This window comes from Mesorhizobium sp. LNHC232B00 (assembly GCF_000502435.1).
In the GTDB taxonomy this organism is placed as follows: Bacteria; Pseudomonadota; Alphaproteobacteria; order Rhizobiales; family Rhizobiaceae; genus Mesorhizobium; species Mesorhizobium opportunistum.
Genome location: NZ_AYWP01000015.1, coordinates 98,020 through 118,075 on the forward strand (window position 1 = coordinate 98,020; position 20,056 = coordinate 118,075).

Here is a 20,056-nt window from a genome sequence, read left to right on the forward strand (position 1 = left end):
ACTTCACTCGGTAGCGATGGAAGGGCGGAAGGTGACCGGCGGACGCTGCGGCAGCGAAGACCTAAGACGGCATGTAGACGACGTCGTCCGGAGGCAGACCGATTATCAAGATCGGCTAACGCGTAACTGTCTAGGCACATCGCGCGGCGAGATGCAGAACATTATCCTGTACCTTCGAGGTCAGGATAAAGTCCGTGTGGTGGGCCTTTGACTCGCCGCCGGCCAAGAGTTCCTGCGCAAGCGTCGACAAGGGCGGCGAGCTGTTGGGTAAGGGCTTTCGCCGAGGCCCCCCTGCCCATAGACGCTATCCGACGCAGATTTGACATTTTGCTTTTCTTTCTTCGTTCCATTCGTGTCATCCACGAAATGAAAGTCGGTCGGCGGCTCCCGGCCCGCAACGAAGGTGCTTCAAATCTCGTGCCAATTTGGCCGCAGCAGAAAAAAATCGTGGCAGCTTCTCAGCGGCTTAGCCTGAGGCCAGAGAAGAACTAGGCGAAATAAGCCGGTGTCGCGGGCCAACAAAGGCGACGGAACAGTGTCGGACAGAACGCCTCGGGCGACCTTTAGGTCGGGCCTGCGACATTCTGGTCCAGTTTCGAACATAAGAGGGCGGCAAACAGACACGATTGGCGAATTCGATCCTCACGGCGCCAAGGCGCTTGCCCAAGAGCGCGCGCTCATGTTGCTGCGAGAGGCGCGTGTTCGCGATAGCCGTGCTGCGCACCCATGAACGCTAGCGGCACACGCTACGACTGGAGTGCCCGCCAGCCTCAGGTGGTGCATCGGCTCGGCTTCCGGTTCTTCTTTGCCCAGCCGGGGCTGAAGCGCCGAATATCCGCACCATACAGCATCGTTGTTGCCTATGTGACGAGGCGGCATAGCGCGCTCCCGGTCTTCTAAGACACGGCCTCCGAGAAGAAGGGGGCGGTCCAACAGCACCTCTATTTGAAATGGCACGCCGCTTGCTGCTCCTGGTTAGAGCACCATCAAATTACGATGAAAGCGACTTGCACCATGCCCGACGCGCGAAGCTCTAGACAGTGGCCTGAGGAGACGGTGCCCGTTCCCGCTGAACATCGGGACATCGTCTCCTCCGGAAGGCCGTTCTCGGTGGCCGCTTTGCGCATGGCTGGTCCGATGCCGGCACGCCAACACGGGCCGCTCGCGCAAATGCCGTTTACCGGTTCTGTTCAGCATGGGAGTGCCCAAGGGCCCCGTCAAAGGGTCACCCAAGCCAAGGCCGGCGGGTCACAGCCACACGACAACACGCTGAACCAGTCCAGTGACCCGAGTCTGCGTGAAGTGACATTTCAGGTCGCCACATGCTTGCGATATTGGCTACTGCCGGCCGCTATCCCTTTTCCCCGGGCACGATCGCGGGTGACCGATCCCGCTTCCGGCGCCATAGCCGTGGAAAGCAAGCGGCTCGACGGTCTCCAGCTCGCTCAGATCGATTGCGTTCGCGTGGCCAAGACCAGCCGCCAAGACGTTCCCATCCGTCGGGATGGAAAAGGAAGTTGCGAGCCGCCGAGGCCCTCATTCCGTGCCCGAGCATACGAGCCTTTGCTCGGAATTGCGCCAGCCTATGCCAGAATTCAACGGCAGTTTTCTTCTTTAGGAGCAACTTGATGACAGTTCAAAAGAAAGTTCCCTTCGTCACCTTTCTCACGCGCGTTCACGATAAGTCAGTCCAGGGGCCAAATCCATATCGCTGGGAAGAAAAGACATCTGACGACTACTTTGCCGGCAAGCGGGTCATCCTGTTCTCGCTGCCTGGCGCCTTCACACCAACCTGCTCGACCTACCAATTGCCCCAGTTCGAAGAGCTCTATGATGAGTTTGAGAAGGAGGGAATTGACGCGATTTACTGCCTCTCAGTCAACGACGCCTTCGTCATGAATGCGTGGGGGAAGTCCTTGGGCCTGAAGCAGGTCGAGCTCATCCCCGATGGCTCAGGCGAGTTCACACGCAAAATGGGCATGCTGGTCGCCAAGGACAATCTCGGCTTCGGGATGCGCTCTTGGCGCTACGCCGCCCTGATCAACAATGGCGTGGTGGAGCACTGGTTCGAGGAGGAAGGTTTCTCCGACAACTGCGAGGCCGACCCCTATGGCGTCTCATCCCCGCAAAACGTTCTCGAAACGCTGAAAGCCGCCGCTTGACCTAGAAAACGTCTCACTGGTGCCAGTGCCGGCCCCAAGAGGCTCCTCGACAGGATTATCGCGCTCACCATGCAATCCTCAGCAAGCCTGCTTCAACGCCAGAAGCAATCCATGGTGGCATCGCCTCAACTCATTGAGTCGATTCGCTTGCTGCAACTGGCGCATACTGAACTGCATCAGTTCGTGGAGCGGGAAATTGAGAAGAACCCGCTCTTGGAATCTTTATCAAGCGATGGCGGGCCTTTTGACGACGTTTCGATTTCGGGAGCGGATCAGCCTGTCGGCCCTGGGGCAAACGCCGTTGAAGGACCGACCGGGGGAGGTTCGCCTGAACGGCTCGGGCAATGGAAATCACTTCGCAACACGACCAACAACCCGCCGGGCAATGGCCCTTCCCTCGACGAGTTTGCCACCCTCGCCGAAACATTGCACGACCATGTCGCTCGTCAGATCGCCCTCACTGCGTTCACACCACAGGAGCGGCTGATCGCTGGCCAGCTTGCCGCCGATCTGGAAGACACTGGCTATCTTCGGGCAAACCTTTTGGAGCTGGCCGAGAGCCTGAATGTCCATGAGGCTGTTGTGGAACGGGTTCTCGGAACCTTGCAGCAATTTGATCCACCGGGAGTTTTTGCGCGAAGTCTCAGAGAATGCCTCGAGATCCAGTTGCGCCAGCGAAATCGGCTCGACCCGGCAATGGCAGCTTTGGTTGCCAATCTTGAAATGCTCGCACGACGCGATTTTGAGGCACTGAAGCAGCATTGCGGCGTCGATGAAGAAGACCTTCTCGACATGATGCATGAGATTCGGGCGCTCGATCCCAAGCCTGGGAACCGATTCCAATCCGGTGCGTCTGAATCAATCATACCCGACGTCTGGGTCACGCCCTCGCCGCAAGGCGGGTGGCAGATCGAACTTGATCCCGCCACGCTGCCAAAGCTGCTGATCAATCAAAGCTACTATGCCGAAGTCTCGCGTCAAACTGCCCAAAATTCGAAAGATCAAGCATTTCTCGACGAATGCTTACAAAATGCGAACTGGCTAATCCGCAGCCTCGATCAGCGCGCCAAGACCATTGTTAAGGTTGCGGCTGAAATCGTGCGTCAGCAGGATGCCTTTTTGGAACATGGCGTCGCCCACCTGCGGCCTCTCAATCTTAGAACCGTCGCTGACGCGATCGGCGTGCACGAGTCTACGGTAAGCCGGGTGACCTCGAACAAGTACATGCTTACCCCGCGCGGAGTCTTTGAACTGAAGTATTTTTTCACCGTCGCGATCGCGTCCTGCCAAGGCGGCGATGCGCACTCCGCCGAAGCTGTCCGGCATCGGATCAAAGCGATCATTGCCGCAGAATCTCCCGGCGACGTGCTTTCCGATGAGGACATCGCTGTCCGGCTGAAGGAAACCGGCATCGATGTTGCGCGCCGCACCGTCACAAAATATCGCGAAGCAATGAACATCCCCTCCTCCGTGCAACGCCGCCGGGAAATGCGCTTGTGTTTTTAGATTTGGGTCAAGGCAGCCAACATCACGTTGCATTGCATCAAAGTGGAGACTTCGTTCATGACCCAATCCGCAGCAGGCGTCATGGACGCTGTTCTGCACGACCCAGAAAAGCCCGTCCCACCGTCTGGTCCCGCATGGGGTGCAGTCATTTCGCTTTCCTTGGGCACATTCGGGCTGGTCACGGCAGAGTTTCTGCCTGTCAGCCTGCTCACGCCCCTCGCGCATGATCTCGGTATCAGCGAGGNCGAGGGAGCGGCTGGACAGGCGATGACGGCGACAGCTATCGTCGGGGCGATCTCGGCGCCGACGGTGGCCATCATCACAAAGCGCCTGGACCGCAGGACCGTCATGTGGACCATGACGCTGCTGCTGATCCTGTCGGACGTTCTGGCGGCCGGCGCGTGGTCGCTGGCGGTTCTCCTGACTGCACGCGTCGTGCTCGGCATAGCGCTCGGAGGCTTCTGGTCGATGTCGGCAGCACTGGCGATGCGGCTCGTTCCAAGCCACCTCCTGCCGCGCGCTATGTCGATCATCCTTACCGGCGTTTCCGTAGCTACCGTCTGCGCAGCTCCAATCGGCGCTTATGTCGGCGATATCTGGGGATGGCGAAGCGCCTTCATGCTCGCCGCAGCCGGCGCCGCCGCTACACTGCTCGTGCAACTCATAACCATTCCGAGACTGCCTCCGATTGGAGTGGCTAGCTTCCGAAGCCTGCTGGATGTGGCCAAGATTCCGATGGTCAAGGTTGCGCTTTTGGTTGTCCTGCTGGTCGCTTCCGGCCACTTCGCCGGAATCACCTATATCCGCGCCTTCCTTGAGAAGATTCCCGCGCTGGATGTCGAGACGATCTCGCTTGTGTTGCTGGCTTTTGGCATCGGCGGATTCTTCGGCAATTTGGCCGGCGGGCTTCTGGCCGAGTACAGTCTCAAGGCAGTCGCGGCCCTTGCACCGCTGCTCATAGCGCTAGCCGCTGTTTCGCTGCTGACGGCGGGAGCATCGGCCTTGGCCTCGGCGATTGCTGTTGCCGCGTGGGGGTTTGCCTTCGGCGCGGTGCCAGTGGGATTGCAGACGTGGATGGTACGGAGGGCCGTTCCCGAGCAGGCCCAAAGCGCCGGTGTGCTGCTGGTCACAGTATTCCAAGTGGCAATAGCAGCCGGCGCGATTTTCGGCGGACTATTGGTGGAGAATGCGGGGATTACCAGCGCCATTGCCTACAGTGCTGTTGCCACGTTCGTCGCTGCCCTCATAGTTTTCCTGCTCGGCCCGAAGCGCGAAACCTAGACCGCCTGACAGGAGAGATCTCAGCAGCGCAGCGGAACGAGAGTTCCAATCGCATGCACGGCGCGGCGCTTCGATTACGCATAGACCAGCGCAAGCGCCTCGCCGGCTTCACCTCCGGGCCACGCGACCTTCCCGCCAGACACGCGAACCTCGCCGGCACCGGTTTCCATTTGGCGACGGTGAGCGCTGCCGGCGCGATTGAACCCTTGCTGGCGGTCATATCCTTCACGACAAGCCGGATTCTGGGCAAGCGACAGCTACGCGCCGGCCATGCCCGTCAGAACGCCGGTGACGATGCCGCTCGAATAGCGCAGACAGGTCGGGAATTGCCAGTCGTGTCAACGGCGGCCGGATTACCCTCGACCGCGCGCACCTTGTTTCGGCCGCAGACTATCTTCGGCAGCTTGATGATGTTGACCGCATAGCCTAGGAGCTATATATGACTTGGGAAGTCGTTTTTGGCGATGAGTTCGATGGGGAGTTCGAGGCGTTGCCCCAGACAGTCCAAGATGAGCTATTGGCCTCGGCTAAGCTGCTCGGTGTGTTCGGGCCCCAGCTGGGGCGACCGCATGCGGATACCTTGAATGACTCGTCGTTCGCGAACATGAAAGAACTTCGCTTCGACGCTGATGATGGTGTCTGGCGGGTTGCGTTCGCATTCGACCGGAAGCGGAAGGCGATCCTGCTCGTCGCCGGCGATAAGTCGGGCGTGAGTGAGAAGCGCTTCTATAAAAGTCTGATCGCCAAGGCGGACAAGCGCTATCAAGGGCATCTCGACCGTTTGGCGGCGGCGAAGAAGGTGAAGAAGTGATGGGACGCAAGCTTGACGACCTAATCGCTGCGCTCCCCGAGGATCGTCGGGAGCGGGTCGACGCGCGTTTCGAAGAGTTAAGGGGAGAAGTCGAGAGTCTCGGCGATTTGCGGCGTGCCGCTGGAAAGGCCCAGGCCGAAATCGCTTCGGTCCTCAAGATCAAGCAGCCTTCGGTCTCGAAGATCGAGAAACAAGCCGACATGTACTTGTCTACTCTTAAAAGCTACGTCGAGGCGATCGGGGGGCAACTCGAACTCGTCGTTCGCCTTCCCTCGCGCGCGCCCCTCCGTATAGAGCGGCTCGGCGACGTCGTGGCTCCCAAAGCCGTCTCCGTGCGTAGCGTTAAAAGAGCGGCAGGTGGACGTAGTCGCACAAAGGCCGCACGCGCCGGCTGACCTCACTCTGTTTCGGCTAAAGACTACCGATGGGGCGAGATGGTCTCGTCGATGCAAGGAGTAGGTATGAGCAACGTCCTAGTTAAGCCAAAGACCGACCTGCCCGCCGTCACACTGCCCGACGTGACCCCTCTCTCCTCGCCCATGCTAGCCCAACTTACCGCCGCGTTGGGAGTCCCTCGCAATGTGCTCGCCGAGGACGACCAGATCGCCCATGCTTGGTCCCAGCTCCCACGCCTGATCAAGAAGATCCCTCCGCACCTGCGCGATGAGCGGATCGTCAAAATGTGTGTCGCCGTCGCCAGCGGTCTGTTCGACGCAGCCATCAACTACGTTTGGAACGCGGCCGTGGTGGAACTGCGTGACAAGGTGCGACGGTTCGGCATCAACGTCGTCCCTCAGATCCTCGACGACAAGTCCTTCGACGAGGACACGCTCCTCGACCTCAAGGACGCCGAGCTGCTCGACCTCTGCCGTAAGCTCAACCTGATCGGTGACGACGACTTCTTCTTCCTCGATCAGTGCAGGGCCACACGCAACAGTTTCTCTATCGCACACCCAGCTGCGGGGACGGTCGACGAAGACGAGTTCCTGAGCTTCCTAAGCCGCTGCCAGAAGCATGCGCTCTCGAGCGCCCACAACCCTAAGGGGGTGGACACAAAGTCCCTGCTCGCCGCGCTGAAAGCAACGAAGTTCAAGAAGGATCAACGACAAGAATGGGAACGCCGTATCCAGGAAACATTCGAGGCCCAGCGCGAACTGATCTTCGTCATGTTACACGGCATCTACTGTGACCCAGCGTCTGGAGAGGAAGCCCGCCTGAACGCCATCGCAATCTGCGAATCCTTCAGTAACGACCTTAGCCCCCGGACCAGGTCGGCGCTGGTGGATCGACACCAGGACTATAAGGCAAAAGGCGACGAAGCCCGTCAGAAGGCTTCGCTGCAGTTCTTCGAGACGCTGGGCCAATTGTCGCTGCTGAGCGAAGCCGAGGTTCACAGTATCTTCACATCAGCGAGTAGGAAGCTCTTAAGTGTGCACAATGGCTGGGATAACTTCCACAACGAGCCGCCCTTCGCCGATCGGCTCCTTAAGCTGTCGCGGAAAAACCGCGTTCCGGAAACAGCGCAGGCCACTTTTGTGGAGGCAGTCGTGACGGCAGCGACTGGCAACTCATACGGCGTCTCGAACGCGGCGTCGCCGTCCTACAATGAGATGGTGAAGTCGTTCTCGCCAAACGAGGTCAAGCTGATGCTGGATCTACCGAAGGCCTCAACCCTCGTGGCAAGTCGCATCACATCGAACAGCGGCTGCGAGAAGCGGTTCCGCTCGCTCGTCGCTCTCGTTGATGCCAAGACGGTTCCCACGGGCTCGAAGAGCTTTTACGCAAAATGGGTTCCTAAGCCTTGATTCGCTGCGTTCCCGCTGACCCTGTTTCGCCCCTAGACTACTGTATGTAGGTGACCGGCAACCCGCTGGTTCGCAAAAAGGGGACGGCGAGGTTGAACGAGGAAGAACCCCCGGGATCAGATCCCGTCGCCAAGGCGTTTGCCTTCTTGTCCAAAGCCCAGAAGGCAGCCGAGGCGAAGGACGCACTAGGCATGATCGAGGCGCTTCATGCGAGTGGCTACCTCGCCGGTCTGAAGCGTATGCTCCAGTCCAAATGGTCCAAACTGCCCGCGGCCGATGTCGACGATAGCGTCGCCGAGGCGGTCGAAGGCGCGTATTCCGCTGTTTCGACAGGACGCAGGGTCGGCAGCATAGGTGCCTGGCTCTGGAAGGCGGCTGACAACATCGCGAACGGCCGATGGAACCGCGGCCACCTCGATATGCGTGAGATCGATGACGCGTCGGACTGCGCCGGCGAGATCGAACTATCCCCCGACGAGCGACGCGAGGCCGACGACCTTGCCGAATACCGGCGGACCGAAGCAGTGCGATTCGCACGCCAACTGCTCAGCGCGGTCGGTCACGGTCAAGTTCGGGACGTGATGGAACTCGTCATCGAGGCTGTCGAGGCAGGCGAACCCGACCTCTCTGCTGAAGTTGTCGCTGACACACTCGGCATTGGCCGGGACGCCGCGCGCGCGCTCATGTCGCGCGGGCTCGACCGGCTCAAGACCGCCGCTCGAACCCATGGGATCGAACTGCCCGAAGAAATCCCGTCCGACTTGGGCGCCAACGACAACGCCGAGAATATCGAAGAGGAAACCTACCAATGAATGACCTCTCCAATGAGTTCCGCGACCTTATCGCTGCAGCAGAGCGCGTCTCTGCCGACATGGGGAACATCGTCCGCGACGTATTGCAGGCTGGCCTCGATCAGCCTCTCGACCGAGACGAGGCTCGCACCCTGCTTGGTCGCGTGCTCACGGTGATGCGCGAACGCGCCGAGGCGCGCGAGGATCGTGTGGTTGCAGCACAGATGACGGCGGATATCGACACGCTCATTGACCGCGTCGAGGCAGTGCGTGTCGCACTCCGCCCTCAGAGCCCAGCCGACCAGCCAAGTATACAGCTTGTCAGCTATAACGGAGTCCAACCGCGACCCATCCGCCCCACGCCTGTGTTCCACGAACGGAGCGTCCCGGTATGGGAGGGCTTCGTCCGCACGCGTGACATCAATCTTTGGGGTGAGAACCAACGTATCGATATCCACCTGAACCAATTCTTCCAAGTCCATGGTCGGACGCCGGAGGCAGACGAGCTGTTGGCGATCATGCTCGGGAAGATGAGTCTGCCAGGGCTCGCTGAGGACGACCAGTTCGAGATTGAAGTGCTGGCACGCAGCATTGCGGCAAACGGCGTCCGCAAACCCCCCATAATCGACCGGGAAGGCAACCTCCTGGACGGCAACCGTCGGATCACGGCTTGTTACTTCATTTTGAACAGCAACGACTTCGACGCTGACCAGAAGCGACGCGCCGAGTGGGTGCAGGTATGGCAGCTGACAGAACACGCAACCGAGGACGACCGCGAGGCAGTCATCGTGTCGCTCAATTTCGAGCCAGATCACAAGCAGGACTGGCCTCAGTACGTGAAGGCGCGGAAGGTCTACGAACACTGGCAGGCCCTCCTCGCGCTAGAAGGACGCGCCAATCCAGCGCCGGCACGGCAGAAGGATATCCGCCGGGCGATCGCTCGCAAGTTCGCGATCGCCACGGACGAGGTCAGCCGTTATGTCGGGATGATTGAACTCGCATCGGAGTTCGAAGACTACCATGTCACGGAAGGAAAGAAGGACAAATACGCCGTCAAGCATAAGGCAGAGAAGTACTTTCAGTACTTCGATGAGCTCGGGAAAGGTCGGCGTAATGGCGTGCTCGCAGCCTTGAACGACGATGAGAGCTTCAAGAGCCTCGTCTACGACCTGCTGTACGACGACAAGTTTAAGAACTGGAACCAGATCCGCGAACTACGCGCCGTCTCCTTAGATGATGAGGCTATGGCGTGTTTCCGTGAAGCCGGACAGCGCAACCGGAAGGAGGGGCAACAACTAATCGATACGGGGATCGCGCTCTCGAAAGCAAATCGAGAGGTCGAGCGTACGGTCGGAGCCAACAAGCGCGTAGAGGTCTTCACGAAATGGCTCGAGAACGCGCCGGTCAAGATTTTTCGGCCAGGCCCTCCCGATGCGCTCTCCCAGGAGAACCTTCACCGCCTGTATCGAGCACTAAAGCTTGTTGAGAGCTACGTCGTGCCTTCCGATGCGTCGACCTCGAGCGAAGCCCACCATGCGGGATGAACAGTGGGTTGGTCAGACCGCCGCCGATGTACGTGTCGGCGACGGGCTCGATGGTCTGTACTTAACCGAGAGAGACTCCCGAGACGCGTTAGGCCTGTTAGCCACTGTTAAGGCCGCGCTTGGTGGAGGCAACTCGGTGCGGCGCTCTGCGAACGGAGTGTTCGTGCCGCACCAGCTTGCCGGTCAACTCGAGCGGACTGACGATCTTATCCTGCGGTGGACTCCGGAGGCACGCCGCTTCGTTGAGAACAGGCGTCGTGCCTCCGAGGTCTTCGACGTAGCGGTGCGTCACGTCCAACGGCTCAAGGCTGAGGGGTCGGGCGCGGCCCGGGCTGAGGTCGAGGACAGCGCGGGTCTCGCCGTTCTCGACGCGCATCAGGTGCTTAATGTCGCGGCCATGACGATCAAGGAGGGGTTCGGGCTCTGCGTTTTCGACGAGCAGGGCGCGGGCAAGACAGTCACCCTTATCTACGCGTTCGACCTTCTTGCCGCTAGGAATGAGGCTGATCGCGTCTTGATCATTGCGCCCAAGAGCATGGTGCCCGAGTGGCCGAAGGACTTCGGGCGGTTTAGGCCAGACCTCTACCGCACAGCAGTGGTCTCAGGGTCTGCACGCGAGAAGCGTCGTGTTTTGCAGGATGACCCCGAGGTACTGGTCACTAACTTCGAAACTGCGGTGAGCATGGAGGGAGAACTCTCCGCACTTCTCCGCAGCCGTCCAGGCCGGACGGTACTCGCAGTCGACGAGTCGTTCTTTATCAAGTCCATGGACGCGCGGCGAACCCGCGCCATCCGGCGGCTCAGGGAGTGGTGTGGTCGCGCTTACGTGCTGTGCGGGACGCCCGCGCCGAATGCTCCACAGGACCTTGTCCAGCAGTTCAGCCTGGTCGACTTCGGCCTTGCCTTCGAAGGTGTCGAAGTCCCTACTGATCGAGCGGAGGCAGCTCCCGTCGTGCAGTCCGTCATCGACAAGCGTGGCCTCTACACTAGACACCTGAAGGCGGAGGTCTTGCCCGACCTCCCAGCGAAGAGCTTTCAACGCATCTTCGTCCCGCTCGCCCGGCAGCAGCGACGCCTCTACGAGCATACCCTTAACGAGTTGGTCTCCGATATCGAGCAGACCGACGAGAAGGAGTTCGGGCGTCGATACGCCAACTTCCTCGCCCGCAGATCTGCGCTCCTCCAGCTGTGCTCGAACCCCTCTGCGATCGATCCCTCATACAGCGAGACGCCCGCGAAGCTCGAAGCGCTAGACGCCGTGGTCAGCCGGTTGATGTCTGCGAACGAAAAGGTGCTGGTGTGGTCGTTCTATACGCAGTCGATCACAGCCATTGTCGAGCGCTATAAGGCGCATGGAGCCATGCGCTACGACGGGCAGGTTACCGACATCGACACGCGTAGAGAGACGGTCCGCCGCTTCCAGGAGGACAACGAGTCGATGATCTTGGTGGCCAACCCGGCGGCTGCGGGTGCCGGCCTCACGCTACACCGTGCAAGATTTGCAGTGTACGAATCGCTGTCCAACCAAGCGGCGCACTACCTGCAGAGTCTCGATCGCATCCATCGGCGCGGCCAGCAGCGGGACGTTGAGTATCTCATCTTGCTCTGCGACAAGACCCTCGAGATCCAGGAGTATGAGCGGCTCGTGACCAAGGAACTGGCCGCACAGTCGCTCCTCGGAGACGTGGTCACCCCTCCGCCCACCCGGGATACTTTCTTGGAAGAGGCTCGAGCTGCCGCTGACCTCCTGATGAAAGATTGATAATGGGTGTGCCAAGTCAACAGCACGACGCGCTGCGACTGACGGACACATTGGCAGTCATTGACGGGTTCTAGACTAAGCAACCGTGACTTTCCCGCGCTTCGCCTACACCTGTACGTCCGCCCGGGCAGAAGGGTTGTCGCGGCTCTCCGCATGGTGGCTTGGTGCGACCAGCAACTTGTCAACCCGCATTGCTTTGGCGCTGGGAGTATCCCGCTGAGGGACAGAGTGCCCAAAGGGGACACTCTGGGCACTTGGGACGCATGGGTCGGCACAGCTCTCGACCGTGCTGGAGTACATTTACGTGGTAGTCGTACCGACAGTCCGGCGGCACCGCTGCTTCCAGATTCGCGACGAAAAGCCGGCTCGGCGCATCTCCAACAAGCATCAGTCGGCGGGACACGCGAGCAACGTGCGTATCGACCGGGAGCAGCTCGCGACCGAGGCTGTACATGAGCACGCACTTCGCGGTCTTCAGTCCGACGCCGGGCAGCGTCGTGAGGAAAGTCTCTGCGTCTCTGTCCGTCATCCGTCGGAGCGGTTCGAGTGTGACCTCGCCAAAGTCTCGGGCGAGTTGGTTGGCGATAGCCACCATACGTGGCGCTTTCTGGTTGGCGAGACCGGCATCTCCGATGAGCGCTTTTAGGACAGTCAGATCCATTTTCAGCAGTTGCGACCAGTTAGGCACAGCTGCCTTCAACCGGTTGTAGACACGCTCATAGCTCGGTCCTGTCGTCATCTGGGACAAGAGGATAAAAAAGAGCTCGTCGAGAGCGTCGTCTTTGTTATTCAGCCGCGGCGAGCGGTACCTCGCCTTCAGCAGGCCAGTCACCCGCCGCGCTTTCTCCGTCACAGTTCGTCGGCTCCTCGTACAGCTCAGGGACCTCCGCGACTGCGGGCAGGCGCATAAGCGCGCGGAGTTCATCTTCAATCTCAGGCGCCGCGTATGCAAGCGCATCTCGCCGCAGCCGGCCTGGTTCTTTGTACCAGCCAGTGATCGTCTCTGTCTCGGTATCGTTCCGCATACGCGGTGGGTTCACGATTGTCCGAGGACGTTTCATGAGCTTTGTCAACAGATCGAGGTTGAAACACTCGACGTGCCCAAACCGTCCGGCAACCGAAGGCATAGACATGATGTTGCGGAGTGCACGGCCGGCTGCCTCGCCGAGGCCGAGAGGGACAGCGTTACCGACTTGCTCATATTTTTTGCGAACTGGGCCGGCGAATATCCAGTCGTCGGGGAACTCCTGGACACGAGCATACTCACGTACACTCAGCGGACGCAGCTCGGTCGGGTGACAGAGGCTCGTCGCTTTGCTATCGGGACGGGTCGTTAGAGCCGGACTCGGTCGATCCCAGGCAAGGCGGCGGAAGAAGCCAGACCGACCGCCCCATGAGTCGAACGCGCGACCGAGCGCCTCTTTGCGCACCTCATGTGGCAGGTCGCGCCAGTTGCCGCCCTCAGGCACCTGTTTCAGGAACTTCTCCCTGGCCGGGGAGAACGTGTAGAATTCTGGAAGCGGATCCGTGAGGCCGCCTACGGCATCCCGTAGAGTGCGCCATCGGGATTTGCCTTCCGCACCGTCCCGCATATGCGTCGGCACCGGCATCTTGAGGGCTTCACCGTCGCGGCTCCCCAGCAACAGGAGACGTTGCCGCGTCTGGGGAGTCCCGTAGTCCGCGGAGTTCAGGATGTCGAAGACAGTGTAGTATTTCAAATCTCGCAAGTGCTCCACGACGACCTGGAATGCCGAACCGAGCTCTTCGTCAGGTGCAAGGGGCGGGTGTCCCGGACCACGCTTGCTCAGCGGCCGGTGCCGGGCGGCTGCCGACAGAAGCCCGCGAACGTTCTCCATGACGAAGAACCGCGGCTGGCTCTCGCGCACCACCCGGACGAAATGGTCGAAGAGCTCCCCGCGAGGATCAGCGAGCGAGCCGCGTGCTCCGGCCGTGCTAAAAACCTGACACGAAGGGCCGCCGGCAACCACAACAGGGTCACCCGGCCTTAGGCCGGCTACCTCAAGGATCTCCTCTGTCGACACGCCCTCGATAGGACGGTCGATCAGCGGCAGATCCGGCCGGTTCTTCCGGATCGTTGCTACCGCATAGGGGTTGCACTCCAGAGCCACAGCCACACGGAAGCCAGCCCTCTCCAGGCCAAGGTCCAACCCCATAGCCCCTGAGAAAAGCGAGATGACCGGGAGATCCGGCGCGTCAATTGCGTCGGCCACTCTGCACCTCCAAGCCAAGTTGTAATTGCCCGCGGTTCACGTCCTCGAAGAGTCGGGTGAGGGCGAGTTCGATCACGTAGCGTTTCGTCAGCCGCGGGTGTCGACGGTCGGTGACATCTAATAAGCCCTCATAGATCTTAGGCTCGACCGTGACCGTGAGCCGCGGCTCGTCCTTTTTCATATCGCGTAAACCCCCAAGTGCTTCGGCACAAGAATACACCAAGACTCACCAAAGGTCACCAAATATCTGGCCCCGGTAGCGGGATTGCGCCGGGCGAGGCTCCAGTGATCAGACCTCATTGCGTGATCGAGGCGAAACTGTGCACCGCGAACAATCACGGCGGTGAACCGCGGCCGTGTAGCCGCCGCAACCGCCAGGCAGGCGAGCAGCAACGGCCCGGAGAACACCAGTTGCTCGGCGGCGATGGTGCGGGTCGCATCCTGCACCGCCATCATGACGGCGCCCGCCGAAGCATGGCGAGTAATCGGACAGCATGCACAGCATTCAATCCCCGAAGGGGGCAGTCGACAAGAGACATATGGCGCGGCGCGAGCTCTGACGCTGTACGACTGACGCAAGCGGCTCTCAATCCTGGGCGTTGTCCTTGGTCCGTGTGAGGCGGCTTTCGCCTTCCTCCGGGCCGAAGCAGCTTTCGAAATCATTGCAGTCCCGGCAACTGGGGGAGCTGCACAGCGAAAAGCCTTCGGCCTCGCAGAGCTTGCGATAAAAGTATTTTTTCCATTTCATGTTTTGGGTGTTGCCGGCCGCCAGCGTCGGAAAATGCCAGGCGAGCAGGCGGCCGAGGTCGGTTCGATTGAAAAGGCCAAGGTCCTGCCAGAGGTGGTCATTGCGCATGGCACGCCGGGCGATGATCTTGGCGAAGCGGGCGCTCGCCGGGTCGCCATGTCGGGCATGCGCCAGCAGCAGTCCATGCAGAAGTTCTTCTTCCAGATCCGGCTCGGGCTCGCTCACCTCTTTCAAGCCAAACGCGTTGATAGGAAAACCAGGGAAACAGCGGACCAGGACATCGCGCAACTCGGCGCGCGAAAGTCCGGTTGCCTCCGTCGCCGTCGCCTCGCCGGCCTCGATCTCCTCGAGCGCACGTGAAAGCACACAGGCAAGCACATGCTGGTCGAACCTCCTCTCCAGCTCAATGTGCGGCCATTGGCCGGTGCTGAGCCGGGCATAATGTTGGGCAAATATGGTGCGTTCTCCTGGGTTCGTCCTATCAATTCATGCCGAGACCCGGCCTGCCGCAACATGGGCCGGGCAGTTCTTCGGGTGTACGCAGTCGCGGATCGCCTCGCGGTCGAGTAGTTCGGCAATTCTCGTCTGGTCCACTCGGCTCTGTCGCAAATTCTGTGATTGGAAGGAGGCGTTTCGCGAACCGCGGGGCCCTGCCGTTTGCGCCTCACGGGGAACACAGGCGCCGGAAATGCCCCTGCACAGTTGGACGTGAACCGTGCGGGACAGAGGTCGCGTGCTGAGTGCGGCCACATGGTTCAAGCCCGCCAGACTCTCGGTTGAATGAGTCCTCAAAGCGCGCAGCGGGTGAGTTCCAGCGCACGTTCAGGACAGGATCGCACGCCTCGCGATGCAGGCAGTTCCTCCCCTTCCGCAACTTCAATGTCACCGGGCAGGATGTAGCCCTCGTCATCAAGCTTGAAGATGTCCGGCGCTTGCGCCGCGCATCGCGCGTGACCCTGGCATTTGGCCTTTTGGACGATGATGCGCATGGCGCTGCCTCCATTGTCTGTGCCCCGGCTCGGGGCGGGCCTAAGACCAGTCCAGGATCAAATTTTCGATCCCGAACACATGGCCGCCAGAAGTTATCGGTGCCGTACCCTGCTTGATCTTGAAAGCCGGGATGCGCGCCAGCCACTCCTCCAGGCCAATGACAATCTCCCGCCGGGCAAGGTGTGAGCCAAGGCAACGGTGGGGACCATAGCCAAACGCTGCGTGGCGGTTGTCCTCCCGCTCCAAATCGATAGCGTTGGGGCATTCGAATTCCGCCGGGTCACGATTGGCAATCATGGTGGCGCAGGAAACATAGTCCCCCTTCCGGATCGGCGCGCCTTCGAAGTCGATATCTTTCGTAGCCACGCGGATCAACTGAATGGGCGGATAGGCCCGCAGCAATTCTTCGGTTGCGAGCGCGATGCGGTCCGGTTCGCTCCGCAGCAATTGCTGATCTTTGAGGTTGCGCGCGAGGTACGCCAAGTCAAAGCCTATAGCTGCTGCGACCGTGTCGAGCCCAGCGACGAAGACAAGCACGCCGATGCCGCGGACTTGGGTGTCCGTCAGCCGGCGGCCCTCGACCTGTGCCTGCACGATGAAGGTCATGAAATCGTCAACCGCCTCCTGGCGGCGCATGGCTGCAAGTTCGTCGATGAATGCCACGATCGTCCGGGCAGCCATAGGTCGTTCCTTATCGTCGCCGTGGAGCAGATCTTTTCCCCAGCCGACGAATGTATCGAGTCGGTCATCGGGCAACCCCAGAAAGCGAAGAAAGGTGCTCACCGCGAAAGGAAAGGCAAAATCCTTCATCGCGTCGCAGCTTGTGCCCGATGCGACAATTCTATCGATCAGCATGATCGCTTGCTCGCGGACAGCCGGCTCCAACACCCTCACCCGCTTTGGCGAAAGCAGCGGACTGAGCAGTGAGCGAAAGACGCCATGGGCCGGTGGATCGAGCTCAAGCGGGATCGTCGGCCAGTTTTCACCCAGTATGGAGGAGAAGATGCTGCGATGGCTGGAAAAAGTCTCTGCGTCCTGCAGCACCCTCCGCTGGTCCGCGGCACGGGTGATGACCCAGGTACCCCGGCCATCTTGCGTGTTGTAGCGGGAGTAAAAGATCGGAGGCCCGTCATGTACGCGAGCGACAGCTGCGTGTGGATCCCCGTTGGGTGTTGGTGACATGCCTGGCGATGTGAACAGGCTGAAGTCCCTCACCATTTCGGGCGGGACATGATCTGGAACGGGGTTGGTCGCCATTTTGCTTTCTCTACATTGGCGTTCATGGCTCGATTGAGATCGCACCGCTGTTCATAAGTCGATTTCCAGCATGGCTACGTCTCTTGTCGGGCGCCTTCTAGATTCTGTCGGCCGATACAGCCCACCTGCACCAGCGCGGATGAGATCGGTTGCGAAGTCAATCAGAAGGGGCATCTCCGCCGCGCTGCGGTCATGAAGCAAAGCCGCCGCTTATCCCCGTTAGGGTTGAGAGGCTGGTCAATCACCGCTGAACTCCGTGACGCACTGCTGATGCCCTGCTGATCAAATTGTCGAAGCAAGTCGCGTGCCGGATAGGCGTACCCATGGCGCTGCACCAAGCGATGCCAGCCTGCACTGGGCCCGCCGCTGGGATCACCTGTCCATCATTCTTAGGACAACGTCCGACAACCGACATCCGTGGTCGGTTTTGTCGAGTCCGCGACATCAAGCTGTTCGGCTTGGCTGCTGCTGCACAGCCTTCCGGTCGACGAGCGAGGAGATCGCTCGCACCGCCCGGATTGAGCAACGACGCGATCCAGCGCAAGGATCGACTGCGGTCCGACAAGACCCGACGGCGCTTGCGCGCGATGATCGGAATATCAACAAGGTCGAGCCGCGCTTCGGTTCGGCGTTGATGGCGTATGCGTTTTATCGCTCGCAGGCGCTGCAAGGATTTTCGGTCAGACGGCGATGCACTCGTGCGCACCGGTCCGGACGACGACGAGCCTGCCTGTATCGACGCGGTCAATTCCGGCGTGCATCACCTGACCGTGCGTATGCGCTACGACGGCAAGCACTATCGCACATGGACCTAAATTTCCTCGCGAGCCGCTGTCGGAACGTGGTGCCGAGTCCTATAGCGGTCGGTTCAATCCGAGGGCCTGTCGGCACACTCTATACATCCCTGTCGCTCGGACCGGGAATGCGTGGCAGACTCTCGGCCAGAAACCGCCAGTCGCTGCGCTCGCGTTCGCCTTCCTTGCGCGTGCCGAAGAACTGGATGATCATCTTGCCGTCGGCGCCATAGGCTTCAATGGACGTGACGTGACCGTCCCTCGTCGGCTTGCGCACGGCCCAGACCTCGCGGATGTGATGGGTCCTCAGATGCAGATGGAAGGTCTCGTCGAGCACATTGATCCGCGGCCCGATCTGCTTGACCGACTTGATCGGGCCGGAATGGATCTGGATGCAACCACGATTGCCGACAAAGCACATGATAGGCATCTCGTCTTCGGCCGCCTGTTGGAACAGGGCGCCAACGGCATCATTGTCGAGCAGCCAAGCGTAATCTTCGTCGGCCATACGCATTGCCTGGCAGCGGCTGAGCTTCAGTGTCTTCAACATATGGTAGAACTGATGCACGTCGCTCAGCCGGCTCCAGTGCTCGCGTAGGTCGTCGGCCGTGGCGGCTTGGTCTGGACTCACTGCGTTATCGCGCGCACCGCCCGCTTCGACCGATATGATCGGCTCCTGGTCGTAGGATACGAGCTCTGCCGTCAGATCCTGATAGGCGTGCAGGTTCGAGGCGGGCCTGAGATGTACTTTGTGCATCGCCTCGCCGGCGGCATCAAAGAATTGCAGGCTGCGGCGGATCTCGGCTCCCTCGCGCTTCTCGACGGCGAAGCCATACGCCCACGCTTTCGGGAAGATGCGCAGGTCGATGTCGTCGCCGAGCACCATGGCATGCTGGTTGCCGGTGACCACTTTGTCGTAGACGCCGATCTTTTGGTGCACGGCACTTTCGTTGCGGGTGAGCGCCATCACCTCGCCGACCGCTTCGAGGCCCGTCAGCAGATCATCGACGCGCGGCTCGATGCGCACCGCGCCGTGACCACAATGCGCCGCGACCAATTCGGCTTCCGAAATGCCCAATCGAGCGGCGAGATCATGCGCCCGGATTTTCGGATTGTCTTCGCACGCCCGCCGTATTTCATCCGGCGACGGTTTCTCGCGCTGGTCCATGTCTTACCCCTGGTTCTACCTACGTGTAAGGATCAGCTGCCCTGCCGGGGAATCTTCAGCCGATAGGGCGGCCGTAATGCTCGTCCCTGATCTGCTGCTGGCCCATGAACAAAGTGTCGCTGGACAGCGTGCACACGGCGTCGCACCCGCGCGAAAACCGGCGAGCAGGCACATGCCGATGGCATCCCGTTGAGCCGGTCGGCGGCTACTGGGCGGTGGTGAGCGAGTGTGGGTGTTGTCGCAATCGGCCAAGCGGGCATTCGGATGCCACGGGCGGCGCTGCTTTGCCAAGCGAGGCGTATCTGACCCGGTCCTGACATGTTGCTCCCTTGCTTCGCCCCATCCATCGCGAGGGCACCCACGGCATGATTGTGGATCGGCATGCTCTTGCCGCCTCGCCAAACGGAGCCTCAAAAACCGTGCCAATTGCGCCGAAGCAAGCTCAGAAGAAGTTCTGTATTTGGTGATGTGAGTTCAACCAAGAACTCAGGCCCAATATCCCTCGTGGCAGACCCGACAAACCCGACAGTACGTGTCGGTTGGCCGACAGCTTCGCAGCAATGCACTCACAAGAAGCACGGCAGTGTCAGAGATGCCGCGCTGTGTTGAAACGTTTTTTTCGCTTTGGCACGGTGCATGCGACGTGATGCGCAAGCAGGTCCCGGACTGAGGAGAATGGAGCCATGATTACGCTCACCGACAACGCTGTTGCCGCCTTCAAGACTGCTCTTTCCCGCGCCAGCGAGCCGGCGGAAGGTTTTCGCATCATGGTCGAGGCCGGCGGCTGCGCCGGCTTCAAATACTTAATGGGCCTGGAGAGCGTGTCGCGCGAGGGCGACGCGATCACTGGCACAAATGGGATCAAGCTGTTCGTGGACGCGGGTTCCCAACCACATGTCGCCGGCATGACCGTTGACTTCCTCACCGGGCTCGAATCTTCCGGCTTTGTCTTCGATAACCCCAATGCGCGCGAGAAGTGCGGCTGCGGCAAGTCCTTCAGTTAAACGCCCGAAGCGCCTATGCGGCCGTCGGACTCATTTTGCGGCAGAGGAGACTTATATGGCCGGCACGACAGATGTCCCCGTCCTAAAGACCAAGGAAAACGGATCTCGGGACCGCCATTCGCTTCCGGTAAGGTGCAAAGAACGCCGCCTCCCGAAACAGCTCGGGTCCTGGTGTCACCCGAGCTGCTTGCGGACAGATCGC

General features: G+C 60.4%; 18 protein-coding genes and 2 pseudogenes. 12 read left to right on the forward strand and 8 right to left on the reverse strand.

The features are described 5' to 3' along the window. Positions 1-1,628: 1,628 nt before the first annotated feature. The 3 genes from X743_RS149915 to X743_RS149910 all read left to right on the forward strand — a co-directional run bounded on the left by X743_RS149915 (position 1,629) and on the right by X743_RS149910 (position 4,949). Positions 1,629-2,162: a peroxiredoxin gene (locus tag X743_RS149915; protein WP_023766875.1), complete on the forward strand. Its 534-nt coding sequence runs from the start codon at positions 1,629-1,631 to the stop codon at positions 2,160-2,162. Between the two features lie 69 nt (positions 2,163-2,231). Next, on the forward strand, positions 2,232-3,668 hold the full coding sequence (rpoN, locus tag X743_RS0136455) for an RNA polymerase factor sigma-54 (RefSeq protein ID WP_031257912.1): 1,437 nt from the start codon (positions 2,232-2,234) through the stop codon (positions 3,666-3,668). Positions 3,669-3,725: 57 nt separating this feature from the next. Beyond that, the gene (locus tag X743_RS149910; RefSeq protein ID WP_031257913.1) at positions 3,726-4,949 is read left to right on the forward strand and encodes an MFS transporter; all 1,224 of its coding nucleotides are present in this window, start codon (positions 3,726-3,728) and stop codon (positions 4,947-4,949) included. 136 nt (positions 4,950-5,085) lie between these two features. On the opposite strand, the pseudogene X743_RS1000000173465 reads toward X743_RS149910, so the two are convergent. Further along, a pseudogene (locus tag X743_RS1000000173465) lies at positions 5,086-5,325 on the reverse strand (ABC transporter permease); the annotation flags it as partial. A 63-nt stretch (positions 5,326-5,388) separates the two neighbouring features. Here X743_RS1000000173465 and X743_RS149900 point away from each other — a divergent pair. The 7 genes from X743_RS149900 to X743_RS1000000173470 all read left to right on the forward strand — a co-directional run bounded on the left by X743_RS149900 (position 5,389) and on the right by X743_RS1000000173470 (position 12,308). Next, on the forward strand, positions 5,389-5,760 hold the full coding sequence (locus X743_RS149900) for a type II toxin-antitoxin system RelE/ParE family toxin (RefSeq protein WP_023766880.1): 372 nt from the start codon (positions 5,389-5,391) through the stop codon (positions 5,758-5,760). Next, positions 5,760-6,155, forward strand: a complete 396-nt coding sequence (locus X743_RS149895; protein ID WP_023766881.1) for an XRE family transcriptional regulator — start codon at positions 5,760-5,762, stop codon at positions 6,153-6,155. Before X743_RS149900 ends, X743_RS149895 begins: the two co-directional genes overlap by 1 nt. A 66-nt stretch (positions 6,156-6,221) precedes the next feature. Next, the gene (locus X743_RS149890; protein ID WP_023766882.1) at positions 6,222-7,565 is read left to right on the forward strand and encodes a hypothetical protein; all 1,344 of its coding nucleotides are present in this window, start codon (positions 6,222-6,224) and stop codon (positions 7,563-7,565) included. A 92-nt stretch (positions 7,566-7,657) separates the two neighbouring features. After that, positions 7,658-8,377 carry a hypothetical protein gene (locus X743_RS149885; RefSeq protein ID WP_156934463.1) on the forward strand — a complete coding sequence of 240 codons (720 nt, stop codon included), beginning with the start codon at positions 7,658-7,660 and terminating at the stop codon, positions 8,375-8,377. After that, entirely contained in the window at positions 8,374-9,900 is a 1,527-nt protein-coding gene (locus tag X743_RS149880; RefSeq protein WP_023766884.1) for a hypothetical protein, read from the forward strand. The genes X743_RS149885 and X743_RS149880 overlap by 4 nt, the downstream gene beginning before the upstream one ends. Continuing rightward, positions 9,890-11,662: a DEAD/DEAH box helicase gene (locus X743_RS149875; protein WP_023766885.1), complete on the forward strand. Its 1,773-nt coding sequence runs from the start codon at positions 9,890-9,892 to the stop codon at positions 11,660-11,662. The genes X743_RS149880 and X743_RS149875 overlap by 11 nt, the downstream gene beginning before the upstream one ends. 304 nt (positions 11,663-11,966) lie before the next feature. Continuing rightward, entirely contained in the window at positions 11,967-12,308 is a 342-nt protein-coding gene (locus X743_RS1000000173470) for a hypothetical protein (RefSeq protein WP_245264259.1), read from the forward strand. A 139-nt stretch (positions 12,309-12,447) separates the two neighbouring features. Here X743_RS1000000173470 and X743_RS01000000169205 read toward each other — a convergent pair whose 3' ends face one another. The 6 genes from X743_RS01000000169205 to X743_RS149845 form a co-directional block, all read right to left on the reverse strand. Continuing rightward, entirely contained in the window at positions 12,448-13,893 is a 1,446-nt protein-coding gene (locus X743_RS01000000169205) for a DNA cytosine methyltransferase (RefSeq protein WP_023766887.1), read from the reverse strand. Next, positions 13,877-14,074, reverse strand: a complete 198-nt coding sequence (locus X743_RS149865) for a hypothetical protein (RefSeq protein ID WP_023766888.1) — start codon at positions 14,072-14,074, stop codon at positions 13,877-13,879. Before X743_RS149865 ends, X743_RS01000000169205 begins: the two co-directional genes overlap by 17 nt. After that, complete coding sequence (locus X743_RS149860; protein WP_023766889.1) at positions 14,071-14,349, reverse strand: hypothetical protein; 279 nt, start codon at positions 14,347-14,349, stop codon at positions 14,071-14,073. Before X743_RS149860 ends, X743_RS149865 begins: the two co-directional genes overlap by 4 nt. A 130-nt stretch (positions 14,350-14,479) precedes the next feature. Further along, complete coding sequence (locus X743_RS149855; protein WP_031257915.1) at positions 14,480-15,097, reverse strand: nitrogen fixation protein NifQ; 618 nt, start codon at positions 15,095-15,097, stop codon at positions 14,480-14,482. 332 nt (positions 15,098-15,429) lie between these two features. Next, positions 15,430-15,630, reverse strand: coding sequence for a ferredoxin (locus X743_RS149850; protein ID WP_023766891.1), 201 nt, complete (start codon positions 15,628-15,630; stop codon positions 15,430-15,432). 40 nt (positions 15,631-15,670) lie between these two features. After that, the gene (locus X743_RS149845; RefSeq protein ID WP_031257916.1) at positions 15,671-16,888 is read right to left on the reverse strand and encodes a cytochrome P450; all 1,218 of its coding nucleotides are present in this window, start codon (positions 16,886-16,888) and stop codon (positions 15,671-15,673) included. A 427-nt stretch (positions 16,889-17,315) separates the two neighbouring features. Between X743_RS149845 and X743_RS1000000170920 the strand changes: the two are divergent. Next, positions 17,316-17,703: pseudogene (locus X743_RS1000000170920) on the forward strand (hypothetical protein). A gap of 79 nt (positions 17,704-17,782) precedes the next feature. On the opposite strand, the gene X743_RS149840 reads toward X743_RS1000000170920, so the two are convergent. Beyond that, positions 17,783-18,850 (reverse strand): hemin-degrading factor, encoded by a 1,068-nt coding sequence (locus X743_RS149840; RefSeq protein WP_031257917.1) that lies wholly within the window; start codon positions 18,848-18,850, stop codon positions 17,783-17,785. Between the two features lie 683 nt (positions 18,851-19,533). Between X743_RS149840 and X743_RS149835 the strand changes: the two genes are divergently transcribed. Continuing rightward, the gene (locus X743_RS149835; protein ID WP_023766895.1) at positions 19,534-19,854 is read left to right on the forward strand and encodes an iron-sulfur cluster assembly accessory protein; all 321 of its coding nucleotides are present in this window, start codon (positions 19,534-19,536) and stop codon (positions 19,852-19,854) included. The last annotated feature ends 202 nt before the right edge of the window (positions 19,855-20,056 follow it).